The organism is Bradyrhizobium diazoefficiens USDA 110 (assembly GCF_000011365.1).
GTDB classification, from domain to species: Bacteria; Pseudomonadota; Alphaproteobacteria; order Rhizobiales; family Xanthobacteraceae; genus Bradyrhizobium; species Bradyrhizobium diazoefficiens.
The window spans coordinates 3,539,148-3,559,794 of sequence record NC_004463.1; the positions used below are offsets into that span (position 1 = coordinate 3,539,148).

The 20,647-nt window shown below is 66.2% G+C and carries 19 protein-coding genes and 1 pseudogene; 19 read left to right on the plus strand and 1 reads right to left on the minus strand.

What is annotated here, in order from left to right; all coding sequences use genetic code 11:
- The first annotated feature begins 29 nt into the window (after positions 1 to 29).
- The 10 genes from BJA_RS15890 to mmsB all read left to right on the plus strand — a co-directional run bounded on the left by BJA_RS15890 (position 30) and on the right by mmsB (position 11,272).
- A complete protein-coding gene (locus tag BJA_RS15890; RefSeq protein WP_038966054.1) occupies positions 30 to 1,574 on the plus strand; it encodes a sugar ABC transporter ATP-binding protein in 1,545 nt (514 codons plus the stop codon).
- The gene (locus tag BJA_RS15895; RefSeq protein WP_011085986.1) at positions 1,571 to 2,563 is read left to right on the plus strand and encodes an ABC transporter permease; all 993 of its coding nucleotides are present in this window, start codon (positions 1,571 to 1,573) and stop codon (positions 2,561 to 2,563) included. Before BJA_RS15890 ends, BJA_RS15895 begins: the two co-directional genes overlap by 4 nt.
- Positions 2,560 to 3,540, plus strand: a complete 981-nt coding sequence (gene yjfF, locus BJA_RS15900; protein ID WP_011085987.1) for a galactofuranose ABC transporter, permease protein YjfF — start codon at positions 2,560 to 2,562, stop codon at positions 3,538 to 3,540. Before BJA_RS15895 ends, yjfF begins: the two co-directional genes overlap by 4 nt.
- Positions 3,537 to 4,307 (plus strand): FadR/GntR family transcriptional regulator, encoded by a 771-nt coding sequence (locus tag BJA_RS15905; protein ID WP_011085988.1) that lies wholly within the window; start codon positions 3,537 to 3,539, stop codon positions 4,305 to 4,307. Before yjfF ends, BJA_RS15905 begins: the two co-directional genes overlap by 4 nt.
- A gap of 2 nt (positions 4,308 to 4,309) precedes the next feature.
- The gene (locus tag BJA_RS15910; RefSeq protein ID WP_011085989.1) at positions 4,310 to 5,236 is read left to right on the plus strand and encodes a Gfo/Idh/MocA family protein; all 927 of its coding nucleotides are present in this window, start codon (positions 4,310 to 4,312) and stop codon (positions 5,234 to 5,236) included.
- Positions 5,237 to 5,238: 2 nt separating this feature from the next.
- Positions 5,239 to 6,315 (plus strand): aldose epimerase family protein, encoded by a 1,077-nt coding sequence (locus BJA_RS15915; protein WP_011085990.1) that lies wholly within the window; start codon positions 5,239 to 5,241, stop codon positions 6,313 to 6,315.
- Positions 6,315 to 7,193 (plus strand): SMP-30/gluconolactonase/LRE family protein, encoded by an 879-nt coding sequence (locus BJA_RS15920; RefSeq protein WP_038966051.1) that lies wholly within the window; start codon positions 6,315 to 6,317, stop codon positions 7,191 to 7,193. Before BJA_RS15915 ends, BJA_RS15920 begins: the two co-directional genes overlap by 1 nt.
- Positions 7,194 to 7,265: 72 nt before the next feature.
- Positions 7,266 to 8,339: a multiple monosaccharide ABC transporter substrate-binding protein gene (gene chvE / locus BJA_RS15925; RefSeq protein WP_011085992.1), complete on the plus strand. Its 1,074-nt coding sequence runs from the start codon at positions 7,266 to 7,268 to the stop codon at positions 8,337 to 8,339.
- A gap of 168 nt (positions 8,340 to 8,507) precedes the next feature.
- A complete protein-coding gene (gene mmsA, locus BJA_RS15930; protein WP_038966050.1) occupies positions 8,508 to 10,085 on the plus strand; it encodes a multiple monosaccharide ABC transporter ATP-binding protein in 1,578 nt (525 codons plus the stop codon).
- Positions 10,082 to 11,272 (plus strand): multiple monosaccharide ABC transporter permease, encoded by a 1,191-nt coding sequence (mmsB, locus tag BJA_RS15935; protein WP_011085994.1) that lies wholly within the window; start codon positions 10,082 to 10,084, stop codon positions 11,270 to 11,272. The genes mmsA and mmsB overlap by 4 nt, the downstream gene beginning before the upstream one ends.
- Positions 11,273 to 11,374: 102 nt before the next feature.
- On the opposite strand, the gene BJA_RS42275 is transcribed toward mmsB, so the two are convergent.
- Entirely contained in the window at positions 11,375 to 11,530 is a 156-nt protein-coding gene (locus tag BJA_RS42275) for a hypothetical protein (RefSeq protein WP_091892367.1), read from the minus strand.
- Between the two features lie 169 nt (positions 11,531 to 11,699).
- Between BJA_RS42275 and BJA_RS15940 the strand changes: the two genes are divergently transcribed.
- The 9 genes and pseudogenes from BJA_RS15940 (at position 11,700) to BJA_RS15980 (ending at position 20,593) form a co-directional block, all read left to right on the plus strand.
- The gene (locus tag BJA_RS15940) at positions 11,700 to 12,275 is read left to right on the plus strand and encodes a cytochrome c oxidase subunit 3 family protein (RefSeq protein ID WP_011085996.1); all 576 of its coding nucleotides are present in this window, start codon (positions 11,700 to 11,702) and stop codon (positions 12,273 to 12,275) included.
- A gap of 2 nt (positions 12,276 to 12,277) precedes the next feature.
- Positions 12,278 to 12,538: a cytochrome C oxidase subunit IV family protein gene (locus tag BJA_RS15945; protein WP_051000292.1), complete on the plus strand. Its 261-nt coding sequence runs from the start codon at positions 12,278 to 12,280 to the stop codon at positions 12,536 to 12,538.
- 95 nt (positions 12,539 to 12,633) lie between these two features.
- A complete protein-coding gene (locus tag BJA_RS15950) occupies positions 12,634 to 13,086 on the plus strand; it encodes a c-type cytochrome (protein ID WP_011085998.1) in 453 nt (150 codons plus the stop codon).
- 37 nt (positions 13,087 to 13,123) lie between these two features.
- Complete coding sequence (locus tag BJA_RS15955) at positions 13,124 to 14,470, plus strand: cbb3-type cytochrome c oxidase subunit I (RefSeq protein ID WP_011085999.1); 1,347 nt, start codon at positions 13,124 to 13,126, stop codon at positions 14,468 to 14,470.
- 62 nt (positions 14,471 to 14,532) lie between these two features.
- Positions 14,533 to 15,342 carry a CbbQ/NirQ/NorQ/GpvN family protein gene (locus BJA_RS15960; protein ID WP_011086000.1) on the plus strand — a complete coding sequence of 270 codons (810 nt, stop codon included), beginning with the start codon at positions 14,533 to 14,535 and terminating at the stop codon, positions 15,340 to 15,342.
- A gap of 10 nt (positions 15,343 to 15,352) precedes the next feature.
- Positions 15,353 to 17,272, plus strand: coding sequence for a nitric oxide reductase activation protein NorD (locus tag BJA_RS15965; RefSeq protein ID WP_011086001.1), 1,920 nt, complete (start codon positions 15,353 to 15,355; stop codon positions 17,270 to 17,272).
- Between the two features lie 73 nt (positions 17,273 to 17,345).
- A complete protein-coding gene (locus BJA_RS15970; protein WP_011086002.1) occupies positions 17,346 to 18,008 on the plus strand; it encodes an HAD family hydrolase in 663 nt (220 codons plus the stop codon).
- Between the two features lie 6 nt (positions 18,009 to 18,014).
- The gene (locus BJA_RS15975) at positions 18,015 to 18,965 is read left to right on the plus strand and encodes a sugar-binding transcriptional regulator (protein WP_011086003.1); all 951 of its coding nucleotides are present in this window, start codon (positions 18,015 to 18,017) and stop codon (positions 18,963 to 18,965) included.
- 369 nt (positions 18,966 to 19,334) lie between these two features.
- A pseudogene (locus tag BJA_RS15980) lies at positions 19,335 to 20,593 on the plus strand (ABC transporter substrate-binding protein).
- The last annotated feature ends 54 nt before the right edge of the window (positions 20,594 to 20,647 follow it).

Consider the following 20,647-nt stretch of genomic DNA (forward strand, 5'->3'; position numbering starts at 1 on the left):
CAGCGGACGCCGGTGGGAGTGACGTCGTTATGGAGAACAGCCCCGATCCTGCTCCGCCCCTTCTGGAGGTGCGCGGGATCAGCAAGAGCTTCGGCGCTGTGCGTGCGTTGCAGGAGGTCGACTTCACGCTTCGCGCCGGCGAGATCCATGCGCTGCTCGGCGAGAACGGCGCCGGCAAGTCCACGCTGATCAAGGTCGTCACCGGCGTATTCCCGCGCGACGCCGGCATCGTCAGGCTCGGCGGCGAGGAGGTCGCGCCGCGCTCGGCCAAGGCCGCGCTTCAGGCCGGCATCGCTACGGTCTACCAGGAGGTCAATCTGCTGCCGAATCTCTCGGTGGCGCAGAACCTGTTTCTCGACCGCCAGCCGATGCGCTTCGGCATCGTGCGCGACGGCGAGATGCGCCGCCGCGCCAAAGCGCTGCTCGCGGAGTTCGGCCTCGACATCGACGTATCAGCGCCGCTCGGCAGCTATTCCGTCGCCGTGCAGCATGTCACCGCGATTGCGCGCGCCGTGGATCTGTCCGCGCGCGTGCTGATCCTGGACGAGCCGACCGCGAGTCTCGACCGTCACGAGGTCGAGATCCTCTTCGGCATCATGCGCCAACTGGCGAAACGCGGCATCGGCATCGTCTTCGTCAGTCATTTCCTCGACCAGGTCTACGAGATCTCCGACCGCATCACCGTCTTGCGCAACGGCCGCCTGGTCGGCGAACGCGAGACCGCCTCGCTGCCGCGGATCGAGCTGATCCGCATGATGCTCGGCCGCGAACTGGCCGAGACCACCGGCGCGCGGGCGGCGACACGCGAGCATCAGGCGCGCGAGATCTGCGCGAGCTTCGAGAATTACGGCAAATCCGGCTATGTCGCGCCGTTCAATCTCGAGCTGCGCCATGGCGAGGTCGTCGGCCTCGCCGGCCTGCTCGGCTCGGGTCGCACCGAGACGGCGCGGCTGGTGTTCGGCGCCGAGCGCGCCGATCGCGGGCAGGCGAAGGTTGAAGGCGCGCCCGTGCGGCTGCACTCGCCGCGCGACGGCGTGCGCCACGGCTTTGGCTATTGCCCGGAGGAACGCAAGACCGACGGCATCGTCGCCGAGCTCAGCGTGCGCGAGAACATCGTGCTGGCGCTCCAGGCCAAACGCGGGCTGCATCGGCCGCTGTCGCGCCGCGAGCAGGACGAGATCGCGCGCCGCTACGTCAGGATGCTGGACATCCGTCCGTCCGATCCGGAGCGCCCGGTGGGCCTGCTCTCCGGCGGCAATCAGCAAAAAGTGCTGCTGGCGCGCTGGCTCGCGACCTCGCCGCGGCTGCTGGTGCTGGACGAGCCGACCCGCGGCATCGACGTCGGCGCGCATGCCGAGATCATCCGCCTTATCCGCGACCTCTGCGACGACGGGCTCTCTCTGCTCGTGATCTCCTCGGAGCTGGACGAGATCGTGACCTATTCGGATCGGGTCGTGGTGCTGCGCGACCGCGCCCATATCGAGGAGCTCGCGGGCGAGGCGATCGACGTCGGCAACATTCTCGCGGCCATCGCGGCCGACGGCGCCGCCACAGCGCATGAGGGGCGGGCATGATAGCGCTGTTGCCGCGCCGCGGCCTTGCCCAGATCCTCGCACTGATCGTCATCCTCGCGGTCGACCGCGTGGTGTCGCCGCAATTCTTCGATTTGCGCCTTCAGGACGGCCGTCTGTTCGGCAGCCTGATCGACGTGCTCAACCGCGGCACGCCGGTGGCGCTGCTCTCGCTCGGCATGGTGCTGGTGATCGCGACGCGCGGCATCGACCTCTCGGTCGGCGCAATCATGGCGATCTCGGGCGCGATTGCGGCGAGCCTCGCCGACAGCCACGGGCTTCCGATCGTGCTGGCGGCCGCGCTTGGCGCCGGCCTCGTCTGCGGATTGTGGAACGGCTTTCTCGTCGCCGTGCTCGGCATGCAGCCGATCGTGGCAACGCTGATCCTGATGGTGGCGGGGCGGGGCATCGCCCAGCTCATCACCGAAGGGCGTATTGTGACGTTTTCCTCGCCCGACCTGGTCTGGCTCGGCAATGGTGCCATCCTCGGCCTGCCGGTTCCGGTCGCGATCGCCTTGGTCATGCTGATCCTCACCGGCGCGGTGGTGCGCGGCTCGGCGCTCGGGCTTCTGATCGAGGCGACCGGCGGTAATGCGCGGGCGAGCGAGCTTGCCGGCGTCGGCACCCGCGCGATGATTCTTTCGGTCTATGTCTGGTGCGGCGTCTGCGCCGCGCTGGCCGGCGTGATTGCGGCCGCCGACATCATGGGCGCGGATGCCAACAATGCCGGCCTCTGGCTCGAGCTCGACGCGATCCTGGCCGTGGTGATCGGCGGCACCTCGCTGTTCGGCGGCCGCTTCAGCCTCGTTCTGGCCGTACTCGGCGCGCTGATCATCCAGACCATGAACACCGGGATCCTGCTGTCCGGCTATCCGCCGGAGTTCAATCTGCTGGTCAAGGCGGTGGTCGTGCTCGCGGTTCTGCTGCTGCAATCGCCGAAATTCTCGGGGCTTGCCGGTATCGCGGCGCGGCTGCGGAGGGCGAAAGCATGAAAGGCCTGCCGCCCGTCCTGATCACGGCCATCGTGCTCGTCGCGGGCTTCGCGCTCTGCGCCATGCAATTCCCCAACATCGCCTCCACCCGCGTGGTCGGCAATCTCCTCACCGACAACGCCTTTCTCGGCATCGTCGCGACCGGCATGACCTTCGTCATCATCTCCGGCGGCATCGATCTGTCGGTCGGCTCGGTGATCGGCTTCACCACCGTCTTCGTCGCGCTCGCGATCGAGCGCTGGGGCGTGCCGCCGCTGGTCGCCTTCGTCGCCATCCTCGCGCTCTCGGCGGCGTTCGGTGCGGCGATGGGCGCGGTCATCCATGTCTTCGATCTGCCGCCTTTCATCGTGACGCTGGCGGGGATGTTCCTGGCCCGCGGCGCGAGCTTCCTGCTCTCGACGGAGTCGGTCCCGATCACCGCGCCGGTCTATTCCACCGTGTCGGACTTCGCCCTGCGGATGCCCGGCGGCGGGCGGCTGACCGCGATTGCGATCATCATGCTCGTGATCGTGATCGGGGGCGCCTTGCTGCTGCATCTCACGAGGTTCGGCGCCAATGTCTATGCGCTCGGCGGCAGCCGGACCACTGCAAGCCTGATGGGCGTTGCGGTCGGCAAGATGACGGTGAAGATCTACATGCTGTCGAGCCTGCTCGCAGGCATCGCCGGCATCGTCTTCTCCTTCTACACCAGCGCCGGCTACTCGCTGTCCGCCGTCGGCGTCGAGCTCGACACCATCGCCGCCGTCGTGATCGGCGGCACGCTGCTCACGGGCGGGCAGGGCTCGGTGATCGGCACCTTCCTCGGCGTGCTGATCCAGGGCCTGATCCAGACCTACATCAATTTCGACGGGACGCTGTCGAGCTGGTGGACCAAGATCGCGACCGGCGTGCTACTGTTCGCCTTCATCGCCTTGCAGCAGGGGCTGGTCGCGCTCGCGCGCCGGCCCGTGGCCAAGAGCGCAGGAGCTGCCACATGACCTCGCGCATCGTCGTCATCCCGACGCGCCGGGCCCACTCCAACCACGCGGAGGTGGCCCGCTCGATCGGCGTCGACATCATCGCCGGCCGTTACGCGGAGGGGACACGCCTGCCTGGCGATGCCGAGATGATCGCGATGTTCGGCGTGTCGCGGCCGGTGCTGCGGGAGAGCGTGAAGACGCTGGTGGCCAAGGGCCTGCTCACCACCAAGGCCCGGGTCGGCACCGTCGTGCGCGAGCGTGCGGCCTGGAACATGTTCGATGCCGACGTGCTGGCCTGGCATCTCGACGCCGGCATCGACAAGCGCTTCCTCAACGACCTCGCCGAGATCCGTCTGGCGGTCGAGCCGCGCGCGGCCGAGCTCGCAGCGAAGCAGCGGTCCGAGGAGGACGTCGCCGAGCTCCGGCGCAGCATGGAGCGCATGCGGCGTGAAGCCTCCGACTCGGTGGGCTTTGCCGATGCCGACCTCGCGCTTCACGTTGCCGTGGCGCGGGCCTCCGGCAATCTGTTCATGCGCTCGATCGGGCATGTCATCGAAGCCGCCTTGCGCGCCTCGTTCCTGCTCAGCGCCCCGGTCGAGCCGGAGGACCGCGACGCCGTGCTGCTCTGGCATCAGAAGATCGTCGACGCGATCGCGGCCGGCGATGCCGAGGCGGCATCGGAGGCCATGGTCTTTGTCATTCACAACGGCATGAGCCGCCACGAGGACACGGTGATCGAGACCGCCCCGGCCGAGGTGCTGCCGTCAGCCGATACTGGAGAATAAGCGTGACCGACCTTCGCATTGCCATCGTCGGATTCGGCAAGATCGCGCGCGACCAGCATGTCGGTGCGATCGCGGCGGTACCGGGCGCGACGCTCGCGGCTGTTGCCAGTCGCAATGCTTCGCTGCCGGAGCTGCCGCATTTTGCCACCATCGAAGAGCTGCTGGAGAAGGGCCCGGCGATCGACGCGGTCTCGCTCTGCACGCCGCCGCAGGTGCGGCGCGCCCAGGCCGCCACGGCGCTCGCCGCCGGCAAGCACGTCATGCTGGAGAAGCCGCCCGGCACCGGCGTTGCCGAGCTCGATCCGCTGGTCGCGATGGCGGCCGATGCCAGGCGCACGCTGTTCGCGACCTGGCATTCGCGCTATGCGCCGGCGGTCGAGCCGGCCCGCGAATGGCTGGCGACACGCCGGATCAAGTCCGTGCACATCAACTGGAAGGAAGACGTCCGCGTCTGGCATCCCGGCCAAGCCTGGATCTGGGAGCCGGGCGGGCTCGGCGTGTTCGATCCCGGCATAAATGCGCTGTCGATCCTGACCCGCATCCTGCCCAAGCCGGTGTTCGTCACCGCGGCCGAGCTTGCCTTTCCGGCCAACTGCCAGGCCCCGATTGCCGCGAACCTGACGCTGACCGATATCGGCGGCCTGCCGGTCACCGCCGAATTCGACTTCCGCCAGACCGGGCCGCAGAGCTGGGATATCCTCGTGGAAACCGATCAGGGCCGGATGAATTTGTCCGGCGGCGGGCGTCGGATGGCTGTCGACGGCAAGGCCATTGCCGAGGCGCCCGATCAGGAATATCGCGAGCTGTACCGGCGCTTTGTCGAACTCGCGGCGACCGGCGCAAGCGATGTCGATCTGGCGCCGTTGCGTCTCGTTGCCGACTCTTTCCTGCTCGGCAGGCGCACGATCGTCGAACCGTTTGTGGACTGAACATGGCTGGCTCAAAAATAACAAAAGACGTCTTCGGAACGCTGCCGGACGGCCGCAATGTCGAGCGCATCGTGCTGCGCGGCGAGGGCGGCTTTGAAGCCCGTATCATCACCCATGGCGCGGTGATCCAGGCGCTGATCGCGCCGGACGCCAAGGGCGGCTACGACGATGTCGTGCTCGGCCACGACGCCTTCGCCGGCTATCTCGCCGAACGAAAATTCCTGGGCGCCACCGTCGGCCGCTACGCCAACCGTATCGCCAGGGGACAGTTCTCGCTCGACGGCGAGACGGTGCAGCTTCCCGTCAACAATGGCCCGAATGCGCTGCATGGCGGCCTCGACGGGTTCGACCGCAAGCTCTGGGCGATCGCCGGGATCGAAGAGGGCGCCGAGCCCGCGGTGACGCTCACCTATACGAGCCCGCACGGCGAGGAGAATTATCCGGGCCGGCTCGATGTGCGCCTGACCTATCGCGTCACCGGCCCCGCCGAGCTGTCGCTGATGATGGAGGCGCGGACGGACCGGCCGACCATCGTCAATTTGACCAACCACAGCTTCTTCAATCTCGAAGGCGCGACATCAGGCACGTCCATTCTCGACCACAGACTGACGGTCGCAGCCGAGCATTTCCTCGCGATCGATCCCACCGCCATTCCGCTGCCGGAGCCGCCGCGCGCGGTGGCCGGCACGCCGTTCGACTTCCGCAACCCGCATGCCGTAGGCGAGCGCATCCGCGAAAACGATCGGCAATTGCAGAGCGGCAGGGGTTACGACCACACCTACTGCCTCGGCCGCGACGGCAAGCTCGCGCTCGCGGCACGGCTGGAAGCCCCGCGTTCAGGACGCATCATGGAGCTGTTCACCAATCAGCCCGGCATCCAGGTCTATTCCGGCAACTATCTCGACGGCACGATCTCGGGCAAGGGCGGCAAGCTGATCCGACAATCGGACGCCATGTGTCTCGAGCCGCACATCTGGCCCGACGCGCCGAACCGGCCGGACTTTCCGAGTCCGCGCCTCGATCCCGGCCAAGTCTACCGGCATCACACCGTCTATCGCTTTGCAGTGAGGGCGCCATGATGGAAGAAGTGCCGACCTCCGTGCTCTCCGCCGAGCAATGTCATCTCGGCGAGGGGCCGACCTATGACGTTACCACCGATACCGCCTGGTGGTTCGACATCCGCGAAGGACGCCTGTTCGAGGCGCATCTCGGCGGCGGCAGCATCCGCGTCCACGCGCTCGGCCGAATGGCGAGCGCGCTCGGACGCATCGATGCCGACCGGCAGTTGATCGTCGCGGAAGACGGCCTCTATATCCGCAGTCTCGCCGACGGCGCGATGACGCTGTTCTGCCCGCTCGACGCCGACAATCCCACGACGCGCTCCAATGATTGCCGCGTGCACCAGTCCGGCACGTTCTGGATCGGCACCATGGGCAAGAAGGCCGAGCCGAGGGCAGGGGCGATCTACGCGCTCCATCGCGGCAAGATCTCGACGCTGTTTCCCGGCATCAGCATTCCCAACTCGATCTGCTTCTCGCCGGATGGCGCGACCGGCTACTTCACCGACACCCCGCGCGCGGTGCTCTACGCCGTCCCGCTCAATCCTGCGACCGGATTGCCGCGCGGCGAGCCGGAGGTGCTGCTCCGCCACACCGGCATCGGCGGCCTCGACGGCTCGGTGTGCGATGCCGACGGGCAGATCTGGAATGCGTGCTGGGGCGCGAGCCGGATCGACGTCTACTCTCCGCAGGGCGAGCGCCTGCGCTCGCTGAGTGTGCCGGCCAAGCAGGCGAGCTGCCCGGCCTTCGTCGGCCCTGACCTGTCGCGTCTCCTCGTCACCTCGGCCTGGCAGGATATGGACGCGGCGGCACGCGCTGCCGATCCGCAAGCCGGCTGCACGTTTTTATTGGAGGCATCCGCGCGCGGTCGCGCGGAGCCCGACGTCAAGCTCGCATAGGAGGCCCGGAGCCGCACACGACGAACGTTCTCGACGACACGAAAAACAGTCTGACACCCAAGGGAGTGAAGCATGCTGAAACTGAAGACGACATTCCTCGCGCTGGCGCTGGCCGGCGCTGCGACGATGGCCGCGGGCGTCACCGCCTCCGCGCAGGACAAGGCGACCGTCGGCATCGCCATGCCGACCAAATCGTCGGCGCGCTGGATCGACGACGGCAACAACATGGTCAAGGTGCTGAAGGAGCGCGGCTACAACACCGACCTGCAATATGCCGAGGACGACATCCCGAACCAGCTCTCGCAGGTCGAGAACATGGTGACCAAGGGCGCGAAGGCGCTGGTGATCGCCGCGATCGACGGCACCACGCTGTCCGACGTGCTCAAGCAGGCGAAAGCAAAAGGCATCACGGTGATTGCCTATGACCGCCTGATCCGCGGCACGCCGAACGTCGACTATTACGCGACCTTCGACAATTTCCAGGTCGGCGTGCTCCAGGCGGAGTCGCTCGTGCAGGGTCTCGGCCTGAAGGACGGCAAGGGTCCGTTCAACATCGAGCTGTTCGGCGGCTCGCCCGACGACAACAACGCCTACTTCTTCTACAACGGCGCCATGAGCGTGCTGAAGCCCTACATCGACAGCGGCAAGCTCGTCGTCGTGTCCGGCCAGATGGGCATGGACAAGGTCGCGACCCTGCGCTGGGACGGCGCCACCGCGCAGGCCCGCATGGACAACCTGCTCAGCGCCTACTACGGCAACAAGAAGGTCAACGCCGTGCTGTCGCCCTATGACGGCCTCTCGATCGGCATCATCTCCTCGCTGAAGGGCGTGGGCTATGGCAGCGCCGACCAGCCGATGCCCGTCATCTCGGGCCAGGACGCCGAGGTGCCCTCGATCAAGGCGATGCTGCGCGGCGATCAGTATTCGACCATCTTCAAGGACACCCGCGATCTCGCCAAGGTGACCGCCGACATGGTCGACGCCGCGCTCGCCGGCAAGCAGGTCACGGTCAACGACACCAACACCTATGAGAACGGCGTCAAGAAGGTTCCGTCCTATCTGCTCAAGCCGGTCGTGGTCTACAAGGACAATTGGGAGAAGGTTCTGGTGGACAGCGGCTACTACAAGAAGTCGCAGTTCCAGTAAGACTCTTTCGTCTCCCTCGCCCCGCTCTTGCGGGGAGAGGGCGGGGTGAGGGGCTCTCTCCACACGGGCAGTTACCCTTGCGGAGACTCCCCCTCACCCGATCGCTACGCGATCGACCTCTCCCCGCAAGCGGGGAGAGGTGAAGTCAGCGACCAAGGGACAACGACGATGACCGCCATGCTGGAGATGCGCAACGTCAGCAAGAGCTTTGCCGGCGTCCAGGCGCTGCGCGACGTCAACTTCTCGGTTCACGCCGGGCAGATCCACGCGCTTGTCGGCGAGAACGGCGCAGGCAAGTCCACGCTGATGAAGGTGCTCAGCGGCGTCTATCCGCACGGCAGCTACGAGGGCACCATCATCTTCGAGGGCGAGGAGCGCCGCTTCCGCGACATCAACGATTCCGAGGCGCTCGGCATCATCATCATCCACCAGGAGCTGGCGTTGATCCCGTTGATGTCGATCGCCGAAAACATCTTCCTGTCGCATCCGCCGTCGAAATTCGGCGTGATCGACCGCGACGAGGTGTACCGGCGCACGCGCGAGCTGCTGGCGCAGGTCGGCCTGAGGGAATCGCCGGATACGCTGATCACCGACCTCGGCGTCGGCAAGCAGCAGCTGGTCGAGATCGCCAAGGCGCTGTCCAAGCGGGTGCGGATGCTGATCCTGGACGAGCCGACCGCGAGCCTCAACGAAGCCGATAGTGCCGCATTGCTCGAACGCCTGATGGCGTTCCGCGAGCAGGGCATCGGCTCGATCCTGATCTCGCACAAGCTCAACGAGGTGGCCAAGGTCGCCGACCACATCACCGTGCTGCGCGACGGCCGCACCGTCGACAGCATCGACTGCCGTGCCGAGCCGATCCAGGAAGACCGCATCATCCGCAGCATGGTCAACCGCGATCTCGCCCATCGCTTCCCCGAGCGCAGCGTGAAGATCGGCGAGCCCGTGCTCGCCATCGAGAACTGGTCGGTCTATCACCCCATTCATCCCGAGCGGCAGGTCATCAAGAACGTCAATTTCGGCGTCAAGCGCGGCGAGGTCGTCGGCATCGCCGGGCTGATGGGCGCCGGCCGCACCGAATTCGCCATGAGCCTGTTCGGCCGCTCCTGGGGCACCAATATCAGCGGCTCGATCCGGCTCGAAGGCAGGGAGATCGTGCTGCCGAGCGTCGCCGCCGCGATCGACGCCGGCCTTGCCTATGTCACCGAGGACCGCAAGCAGCTCGGGCTGATCCTCGCCGACGACGTCCGCAAGAACATCACGCTCGCCAGCCTCGACCAGGTCGCGCCGGGGAGGGTGATCGACGACATCGCCGAGCTGAAGGTTGCCAGCGACTACAGGAACCGCATGCGCATCCGCTGCTCGGACGTCTACCAGGAGACCGGCCAGCTCTCCGGCGGCAACCAGCAGAAGGTGGTGCTGTCGAAATGGCTGATGACCGACCCCAAGGTGCTGATCCTGGACGAGCCGACAAGGGGCATCGACGTCGGTGCCAAATACGAGATTTACTGTATCATCAACGAGCTTGCGGAGGCCGGCCGCGGCGTCGTGGTCATCTCCTCGGAGATGCCCGAGCTGCTCGGCATCTGCGACCGCATCTGCGTGATGAACGACGGCGCTTTCGTCGGCGAGTTCTCCGGCACGGAAGCGACGCAGGAGAAGATCATGCGCGCCATCATGCGCAACCAGAGAAGCAACGGAAACGGCGTGCCTGAGGCCGCGGAGATGGGAGGATTGCAGCCATGACCGACAAGACGGTTTCGCTGCCCGAGGAGCGCCGGCACGGCAGCTTCATCAAGAATAATTTGCGCAATTACGGCATGCTGATGTCGCTGATCGCGATCATGCTGTTCTTCCAGGTCATGACCGGCGGCACGCTGCTCCAGCCGCTCAATTTGACCAACCTGGTGCTCCAGAACAGCTACATCGTCATCATGGCGCTCGGCATGCTGCTGGTGATCGTCACCGGCCATATCGACCTCTCGGTCGGTTCGGTCGCGGGCTTCGTCGGCGCGGTGGCCGCCGTGCTGATGGTGACCTACAAGGTCGACTACACGCTGGCCTTCATCGCCTGCCTGCTGCTGGGCGCCGCGATCGGCGCGGCGCAGGGCTATTGGGTGGCCTATTTCAAGATCCCGTCCTTCATCGTGACGCTGGCCGGCATGCTCGTGTTCAAGGGTCTTGCGCTTGCGGTGTTGCAGGGCCAGTCGCTCGGGCCGTTCCCGGCGACCTTCCAGAAACTGTCCTCGGGCTTCATTCCGGAGATCCTGCCCGAGGCCGGCACGCTGCATCCGACCTCCATGCTGATCGGCGCCGTGCTCGCGCTCGGCCTCGTTTATGTCAGCGCCAAGGGCCGGTCGCGCGAGCAGTCGCACGGCATCGAGGTCGAGCCTTATGCCTTCTTCCTCGGCAAGAGCATTTTGCTGGCCTGCGCCGTGCTCTACTTCACCTATCTGATCGCCTCGCATCGCGGCCTGCCCAACGTGCTGGTGATCATGGGCGCGCTGATCGCGCTCTACGGCTTCGTCACCCGTCGCACCGTGATCGGGCGGCAGATCTACGCGGTCGGTGGCAATGCCAAGGCGGCAAGCCTGTCGGGCATCAAGACCGAGCGGCTGACCTTCCTCACCTTCGTCAACATGGGCGTGCTGGCCGCGCTCGCCGGCCTCGTCTTCGCCGCGCGTCTCAACACCGCGACGCCGAAGGCGGGCCTGGGCTTCGAGCTCGACGTCATCGCCGCCTGCTTCATCGGCGGCGCCTCGGCCTATGGCGGCGTGGGCCGCGTCGGCGGCGCCGTGGTCGGCGCCATGATCATGGGCGTGATGAACAACGGCATGTCCATCCTCGGCATCGGCATCGACTATCAGCAGGTCATCAAGGGCCTGGTGCTGCTGGGAGCGGTGTGCATCGACGTGTATAATCAGCGGCGGTGAGTGGACTGTTGTAGGGTCGGCAAAGGCGCGTAAGCGCCGTGCCTACCACCTTTCTACGATCGCGCGAGAAGTGGTGGGCACGCGTCCACCCTACGGCAGCCGCTACTGCGTCGTGAATAGCACCGCCGCGATGGCGACGGAGAGGCTGACCGCCGAGACGGTCGCCACGGTTGACAGTACCCCCATGCGCCTGAGTGCGATGGCGAACGCGATGATGATGGGGGTCGCGGTCATCAGCCCGATTTGTGCGTCGCTCATATCGTTGCTCGCCGCTCCCTGAAATCCTGAGGTGGTTCCTACCGTGATCCGGGCGGGCGGACGTTGCGTCGGCGCAAACAAGCCGGCGCATTCCACCAGTTTGTCCGCCGACAAACTCGGATCGGGGCAGGCGGGCTAAGTCTGTCCGGTGTCCTGATCCGGAAGGCAGATGTCGGCAACCGATTGCGAACAACAGGGAACCGGCTGGGGCATCCTCGAGGATCTCCCCGGCGATCCCATGATCTGGGTGCTGATCTTCAGCGAGCTGGCCGCGTTCGGCCTGTTCCTCGGTGCCTTCATCGTCGCCCGCGCCATTCATCCCGCGATGTTCGCGGCCGGACAGGCCACGCTCGATGCGCATCTCGCCGGGCTCAACACAATCGTCCTGGTGACCAGCGGCTGGGCCGCCGCCCGCGGCACGGCCGCCGCACGGGCTCGCCGCAAGCAGGCCGCGCGCGGCTGGCTGTTCGGTGCCATGGCCCTCGGCGGCGTCTTCATCGCGATCAAGCTGCTCGAATATGCCGGCGAGATCGCGCAGGGAAACGGGCTGGAGACCAGCCCGTTCTTCACGCTGTACTTCCTTCTCACCGGCTTTCATCTTCTGCATGTCGGCCTCGGCATCGTGATCCTGGCCGTGGTTTCCCGGAGGGCGGAGGTGATCGGCGTCGAGACGGGGGCCGCCTTCTGGCACATGGTCGACCTGCTCTGGATCGTCATGTTTCCGATCCTGTATCTGGTGCGCTGATGATGCCGGATCGTCTCGACCTCACATGGATCGTGCTGGTCGGCCTCGCGCTCGCGACCGTCCTGGTGCCATCCCTTGTGACGCGTCCGCTGCTCGGCAACGCCCTGCTGCTGACCTTCGCCGCACTCAAGGGCCGCCGGATCGTGCTCGATTTCCTCGATCTCCGCGCCGCGCCGGCGCTCTGGCGCGGCCTCGTGAGCGCCTGGGTCGTCATCGTCGTGCTGTTTGCCTGGTCCGTGTCGGCCGTCGTCGCCCTGATCTGACGCGCTCATTGCGCCCTGACAAAGAACCGGCCGCGCGAAGCGGCAATAAATCGCAGCATCGGACCTCGACAGGAATCAACCGGAAAGGATTGGCAATGGCTGAACGCCTGACCAAGTCGGCCGCTCGAAACGTCTTCTACGGCGGCTCGGCTTTTTTCTTCGCCATCTTCATAGGGCTGACGGCGCACAGCCATTACTACATGGCCACGACCTCGACCGACGCGTCGACGCTGACGTCGTCGGTCGCCCGCGGCAAGCATGTCTGGGAGAAGAACTCCTGCATCAACTGCCACACCTTGCTCGGTGAGGGCGCCTATTTCGCGCCCGAGGTCGGCAACGTCTGGGATCGCTGGGGCGGCAAGGAAGATCCGGCAAGCGCGCGCGAAACGCTGAAGGCCTGGATGCAGTCGCAGCCGTCGGGCGCCGAGGGCCGGCGGCAGATGCCGCAGTTCAACCTGACCGACCAGGAGCTCAACGATCTTGCCGACTTCCTGCAATGGGTGAGCACGATCAAGCGCCAGGACTGGCCGCCGAATAAGGCCGGTTGAGCGCCGCTAATCCTCTTTCAAGACAGAGAGAACCGAGATGAAATATCAGACCCAGAAAGTCGCGATGCTGTATTTCTACGGCGCGCTGACGCTGTTCCTGGCCCAGGTCCTGTTCGGCCTGCTCGCCGGAACCATCTACGTCCTGCCCAACACCCTGTCGACCCTCCTGCCGTTCAACATCGTCAGGATGATCCACACCAACGCGCTGATCGTATGGTCGCTGATCGGCTTCATGGGTGCGACCTACTTCCTGCTCCCGGAAGAGACCGAGACCGAGCTGTACAGCCCGCTGCTCGCCAAGATCCAGTTCTGGATGTTCTTCGGCGCGGCCGGCGTCGCCGTGGTCGGCTATCTCTTCCACTACCACGAGGGCCGCGAATTCCTCGAGCAACCCTTCATCATCAAGGTCGGCATCGTCGTGGTCTGCCTGATGTTCCTGTTCAACGTGACCATGACGGCGCTCAAGGGCCGCAAGACCACGGTGACCAACATCCTGCTGTTCGGCCTGTGGGGCGTTGCGATCTTCTTCCTGTTCGCGTTCTACAATCCGGCGAACCTCGCCGTCGACAAGATGTACTGGTGGTACGTCGTCCACCTCTGGGTCGAGGGCGTCTGGGAGCTGATCATGGCCTCCGTGCTCGCCTACCTGATGATCAAGCTCAACGGCATCGACCGCGAGGTGGTCGAGAAGTGGCTCTACGTCATCATCGGCCTTGCCCTGTTCTCGGGCATCCTCGGCACCGGCCATCACTTCTACTGGATCGGCGCGCCCGGCTACTGGCAGTGGATCGGCTCGCTGTTCTCGACGCTCGAGGTCGCGCCGTTCTTCACCATGGTGATCTTCACCGTGCAGATGACCTGGAAGGCCGGCCGCAAGCATCCGAACCGCGCCGCGCTGCTGTGGTCGGTCGGCTGCTCGGTGATGGCGTTCCTCGGCGCCGGCGTCTGGGGCTTCCTGCACACGCTGTCCTCGGTGAACTACTACACCCACGGCACCCAGGTCACCGCCGCGCACGGCCATCTCGCCTTCTTCGGCGCCTATGTGATGCTGAACCTGTCGGTGATGGCCTATGCGATCCCGCAGCTGAAGGGACGCGCGCCCTACAACCAGTGGCTCAGCATGACGAGCTTCTGGATCATGTGCACGGCCATGATGACCATGACCTTTGCGCTGACCTTCGCCGGCGTGGTCCAGGTCCATCTCCAGCGCGTGCTCGGCCAGAGCTACATGGACGTGCAGGACCAGCTCGCTATGTTCTACTGGGTCCGGCTCGGTTCCGGCGTGTTCGTCGCGATCTCCGCGCTGATGTTCGTCTGGGCGGTGCTGGTGCCGGGCCGCGAGAAGCAGGCGACCGTGTCCGCCGCGCTGCAGCCGGCTGAGTAAACGCAAATGGCGGCCGCGGTTCGCCGCGGCCGCCTGCTTCCTGGAAAGTCCGGAGAGACATCATGAAACCTGCCCTTCACACGGTGACCTCGGCGCCCGCGTTGCCGGCCTATGTCGCAACCGGCAATGAATGCGCGCTGTTCGAGCACGCCTGGCGTCATCAGCTTCCGGTCCTGCTCAAGGGGCCGACCGGTTGCGGCAAGACGCGCTTCGTCGCGCATATGGCGGCACGGCTCGGACTGCCGCTCCACACCGTGGCCTGCCACGACGATCTCACCGCCGCCGATCTCACCGGCCGCTATCTGCTGAAGGGCGGCGACACCGTATGGACCGACGGTCCGCTGACGCGCGCGGTGCGCGAGGGCGGCATCTGCTATCTCGACGAGGTGGTGGAAGCGCGCAAGGACGTCACCGTGGTGCTGCATCCGCTCACCGACGATCGCCGTATCCTGCCGCTGGAGCGCACCGGCGAGGAGCTGGCGGCACCGAAGAGCTTCATGCTCGTCGTGTCCTACAATCCAGGTTACCAGACGCTGCTCAAGGCGCTGAAGCCCTCGACGCGGCAGCGCTTCGTCGCCATCGAGTTCGGCTTCTTAGCCCCCGAGCAGGAGATCGCGGTGGTGTCCGCCGAGAGCGGGCTGCCGCCGGATCGCGTGCGGCCGCTGGTTGCGCTGGCCGGGCGGCTGCGCGCACTTAGGGGGCACGATCTGGAGGAGGGCGTCTCGACGCGCCTCGTCGTCTATTGCGCGACCCTGATCGCCGCGGGCACGCCGATCGCCGACGCCGTGCTGGCCGGCATGATCGAGCCCTTGACCGACGATTCCGACGTCAAGGCCGCGCTGCTCGACGTCGCGCGCGCCGTGATCGGGTGAGGACGGGCCCATGCTCGACTTCCTCGAACTGGAGGAAACGGTCGGCCGTGCCTGGCACCGGATGGTTGGTGGCACCGCGAGCTATCCGGTTCACGCCGATCACGCGGTGTCGCTTTCGGAGGTGAGAGGCCGGATCGCGGTGATGTTCCGCGCGCTGGGCGGCGAGGCCGGCGTGCAGATCGCAAGCGCCGGCGCCCGCAAGTCCGGGCACCGGCTCGGCTGGCGGCAACGCATCGGCCTCGGCGACGAGCGCCTCAAGCAGCCGGGCCGCGACGCCGCAACCATCTTCCTGCCCGATCGCATGGCGATCTTTCCCGACCGCGAGCTCAACGCATGCCTCTATCGCTGGCTCGCGGCATGGTTCGCGGTCGCGCCGATCGAGACGATTGTGGAGGCCGATCCGCTTAGGCGCGATCTGCTGGTGTTGCGCCGCGCCGCCGAAACGGCGGTCTTTGTGCTCACGCAGTTTCCCGGGCTCGTCGCCGATTACGCGCAGCTTGCCGCGGCAACCGCCGCGGCCCGGCCGCGGCGTCCGTTGCCGCGCATCGAGCAGGAGATCGAGCAGATCGTTCTCGCTCTGCTCGGAGCGGGACCTGCGCCCGTGGGCAAATTATGGCCGGCGATGATGGGAACGGAGCCGCTGCCGGACAAGGCGCCGCCGGGCTATCATTCGATCCTGCCGTGCCCGCTCTGGGGCGATTGCTGGACGCGCGAGCTGTCGCCCGCGCATGCCGGCGAGGACGAGTGCGCTGATGGCGCGGAGCCCGCAGCCCAGGACAATCGCAAGCGTTTCGCCGTCCGCGAGCGCGAGGACGGCGCCAATCGCCGCGATCCCTTCGTGCTCAACCGCTTCGAGAAGATTTTGGCGATGGCCGAGATGGTCAATGTCGATCGCCCGGCCGACGACAGCGATGACGAAGACGCACAGAAGGCGGCCGACGATCTCGAGGAGATCACGCTCAGCCGCCGCAGCGGCAAGCCGGCGAGCCGCTTCAAATTCGATCTCGACCTGCCGCCGGAAGCCCTCGACGCCTCGCGCCTGAACGCGGATTTGACCTATCCCGAATGGGATTATCGCAGCAGCTCCTATCTGTCCGATCATTGCCGCGTGCTCGCCGGCGCGGCCTCCGAGCGAGGTGAGAGCTGGACGCCGGACGAGACCATGCGCCGGCACATCCGCCAGGTGCGCCGCCGCTTCGAGATCCTGCGGCCGCGCCACGAATTGATGCGTGCGCAGGCCGACGGACACGATCTCGATCTTGATGCGCTCGTGCGCGCGCGGTGCGATCTTCGCGCCGGCGGCAATGGCGCGGGTCTTGATCGCGTCCACATGGCGATGCGGCCGCAAGGGCACGATCTCGCCGTCACGCTGCTCGCGGACGTCTCACTCTCGACGGATGCCTGGGTTGACGGCTACCGCGTGCTCGACGTCGAGAAGGAGGCGTTGCTCGTGCTCGCACACGGGCTGTCGGCCTGCGGCGACCACCACAGCATCCTGACCTTCACCTCGCGCCGGCGGTCCTGGGTGCGGCTCGAAACGATCAAGGCGTTCGGCGAGCCGATGAGCGGACTGGTCGAGCGCCGGATCGGCGCGCTCAAGCCCGGTTATTATACGCGGATCGGCGCCGCAGTGCGCCACGCCTCGGCCGAGCTGGCGCGCCAGCCGCAGCGCAAGAAGCTGCTGCTCGTCCTCACCGACGGCAAGCCGAACGACGTCGATCACTATGAGGGGCGCTTTGCGGTCGAGGACACCAGGAAGTCCGTGCAGGAAGCGCGCCGGCTCGGCATCGCCGTCTTCGGCGTGACGGTCGACGCGACCGCGCAATCCTATTTTCCAACGCTGTTCGGGCGCGGCGGCTATGCGATCGTCGGCAACATCAAGCGATTGCCTGCGGCGCTGCCGGCGATCTACCGGCAGGTGGCGCATTGAGGCGGGAACGCCGCGGCACCGCGTTCTTGCCTGAGCTATTGCTCATGCGGTGAGTATATGATCGAATGTCCGAATGGACCAAGGCCGGCCAAAACCCGATCTCATCATCTTCGATTGTGACGGCGTGCTCGTCGATAGCGAGCTCTTGAGCTGCCGGTGCTTGTCCGAGGTGCTGGCCGAATTCGGCCTCGCGCTCAGCGAGGAGCAGGCGCTCGAGCTGTTTCTCGGGCGCAGCACCAGGGCGATCGAGCAGCACTACCGTGATCTCGGGCAGGTCGTGCCGGATGGCTTCCTGCCGCGATTGAAGTCGCGTGTGCTGGAGACGTTCTCTGCTTCGCTCGAGCCGATCCCCGGGGTAGGGGCGGTGATCTCCGGGCTCGCCGCGCCGTTCTGCGTGGCCTCGTCCAGCGACATCGACCGAGTCTCGCTCTCGCTCGATGTCACCGGCCTTCGGGCGCATTTCGGCGCGCGGCTCTACACAGCGCAGATGGTCAGGCACGGCAAGCCGGCGCCGGATCTCTTTCTTCACGCGGCGGCGCAGATGGGCGCGGAGCCCGCGCGCACGCTGGTGATCGAGGACAGCGTCAGCGGTGTGCAGGCCGGCAGGGCGGCCGGCATGACCGTATGGGGATTTGTCGGCGGCAGCCATTATCGCGCCCGCGACGGCCGCGCTATATTGTCCGCCGCCGGGACCGATCGGGTCTTCGCGCGCATGAGCGATTTCTGGGAGATGTGAGCCCGCATGGCCGCCGAGAACGACAAGTCGAGACTCGACGACGCCGCGCGGGCCGGCTGGCTCTATTTCATTGCCGGCCACACCCAGGACGAGATCGCAAAAATGCTCCAGGTCTCGCGCGCCTCGGCGCAGCGGCTGGTCTCGCTCTGCCTTGCCGAGCGGCTGATCACCTTCCGGCTCGAACATCCCATCGCCGCCTGCATGGAATTGGCGGCGCGTCTGAAGGAGCGGTTCGATCTCGTCCATTGCGAGGTGGTGCCAGAAGATCCCGCCGCGCCGCAGGCGACCGCCGGCATTGCCGAGCGCTGCGCCAACCTGCTCGATTCCACGCTGCGCTCCGAAACGCCCGTCATCGTCGCGCTCGGCACCGGGCGGGCGGTGCGCGCCGCGGTCGAGCGCGTCACGCCGATCGACCGGCCCAATCACCAGATCGTTTCGCTGGTCGGCAACATCTCCGCCGACGGTTCGGCGAGCTTCTACGACACCGTCGGGCGGCTCGCCGACCGCACCGGGGCGCGGCACTACCCGATGCCGCTGCCGTTCCTCATGTCGTCGGAGGACGAGCGCAACAGGATGGTGCGCATCGAGCCGATCGCCAAGGTGAAGGCGGTCGCGGCCAAGGCGGATCTGCGCCTCGTCGGCATCGGCCAGATGGACCAGAAGGCGCAGGTCCATATCGACGGCTTCGTCACCCGCGACGAACTGTTCGAGATGATGCGGCAGGGGGCGATCGGCGAGATTACCGGCTGGGCCTATGACGCCAAGGGCCGCCTGCTCAAGGCCGGCACCAACAAGCGCCTCACCAGCATCCCGCCGGAAGTTCCGGCGAAGACCACGACCATTGGCGCCGCGGTCGGCGCCGCCAAGGTCCCGGCGATCGCGGCAGCCTTGAGCGGAGGGCTGATCAACGGCCTGATCACCGACGAGGCGACGGCAAGGGCGATCCTGGAGCGCTGAGGAGCCAGCACGTCAGCATCCTTGCGAGGCGGACGGTCTTTCCCCGCACAACACTGTCATCATCCGCGCAGGCGGATGATCCAGTACGCCGCGGCCTCACTTGGGGCAAACCAACAGACAGCACGGCGTACTGGATGCCCCGCCTGCGCGGGGCATGACAGGGGAGGGTGCGCAACAGCCCGCCCTCCCGCATCGCAGCACTCATAAGTTGCCGAAACACCCGCGCGCCTGCTTGACAAGCGGTATCCCTCATCCGAACATACGCCCAACGCGTGGGCATATGCTCAAAACGCGAGTTTGAGGGAGGTCACCGTGAAACACGTCCTCGGCGCCGTCTGTGGCGCGTCCGTCCTGCTGGCCATCCCCGCGATGGCCGAAACCACCCTGACGATCGCCACCGTCAACAACGGCGACATGATCCGCATGCAGGGGCTGACCGGTGAATTCACCAAGAAGAACCCCGATATCAACGTGAAATGGGTGACGCTGGAGGAGAACGTGCTGCGCCAGCGCGTCACCACCGACATCGCCACCAAGGGCGGCCAGTTCGACGTGCTGACCATCGGCACCTATGAGGTGCCGATCTGGGCCAAGAAGGGCTGGCTGGTGCCGCTCGCCAATCTCGGCGCCGATTACGATACGACGTCGCCGACCTGCTGCCCAGGATCAAGGACGCGGTCTCTGCCGACGGCAAGCTTTATGCCGCGCCGTTCTACGGCGAGAGCTCGATGGTGATGTACCGCACCGACCTGTTCGACAAGGCCGGCCTGAAGATGCCGGAGAAGCCGACCTGGGATTTCGTCATCGACGCCGCCAAGAAGCTGACCGACAAGAACGCGGGCGTCTACGGCATCTGCCTGCGCGGCAAAGCCGGCTGGGGCGAGAACATGGCGTTCCTCTCCGCGATGGCCAATTCCTACGGTGCGCGCTGGTTCGACGAGAAGTGGGTGCCGCAGTTCAATACGCCGGAATGGAAGACGACGCTCACGACCTATGTGAACCTGATGAAGGACGCCGGCCCTCCCGGCGCGAGCTCCAACGGCTTCAACGAGAACCTGGCACTGTTCAACGCCGGCAAATGCGCGATGTGGATCGATGCGACGGTGGCGGCGTCCTTCGTCACCAATCCCAAGGATTCCAAGGTCGCCGACAAGGTCGGCTTTGCGCTTGCGCCCAACACCGGGCTCGGCAAGAACGCCAACTGGCTGTGGGCCTGGAATCTCGCGATCCCTGCCGGCTCGAAGAAGGCGGAGGCGGCCGAAAAGTTCATCGCCTGGGCAACGAGCAAGGACTACACGAAACTCGTGGCCTCGAAGGAGGGCTGGGCCAACGTGCCGCCGGGCACGCGCACCTCGCTCTACCAGAACCCTGAATACCTGAAGGTCGCGCCCTTCGCCAAATTGACGCTGGCCTCGATCGACGCCGCCGATCCGAACAAGCCGACGGTGAAGCCGGTGCCCTATGTCGGCGTGCAATACGCAGCGATCCCCGAATTCCAGGGCATCGGCACCCAGGTGGGGCAGCAGTTCTCGGCGGCGCTTTCGGGCTCCATGACGGTCGATGCCGCGCTCACCGCCGCGCAATCCGTGACCGAGCGCGAGATGAAGCGCGCCGGCTACATCAAGTGAACCCGAGCTCTCCCTCCTGAGCTCAAACTGGCGGCCATCCTCCAGCCCAGCCCC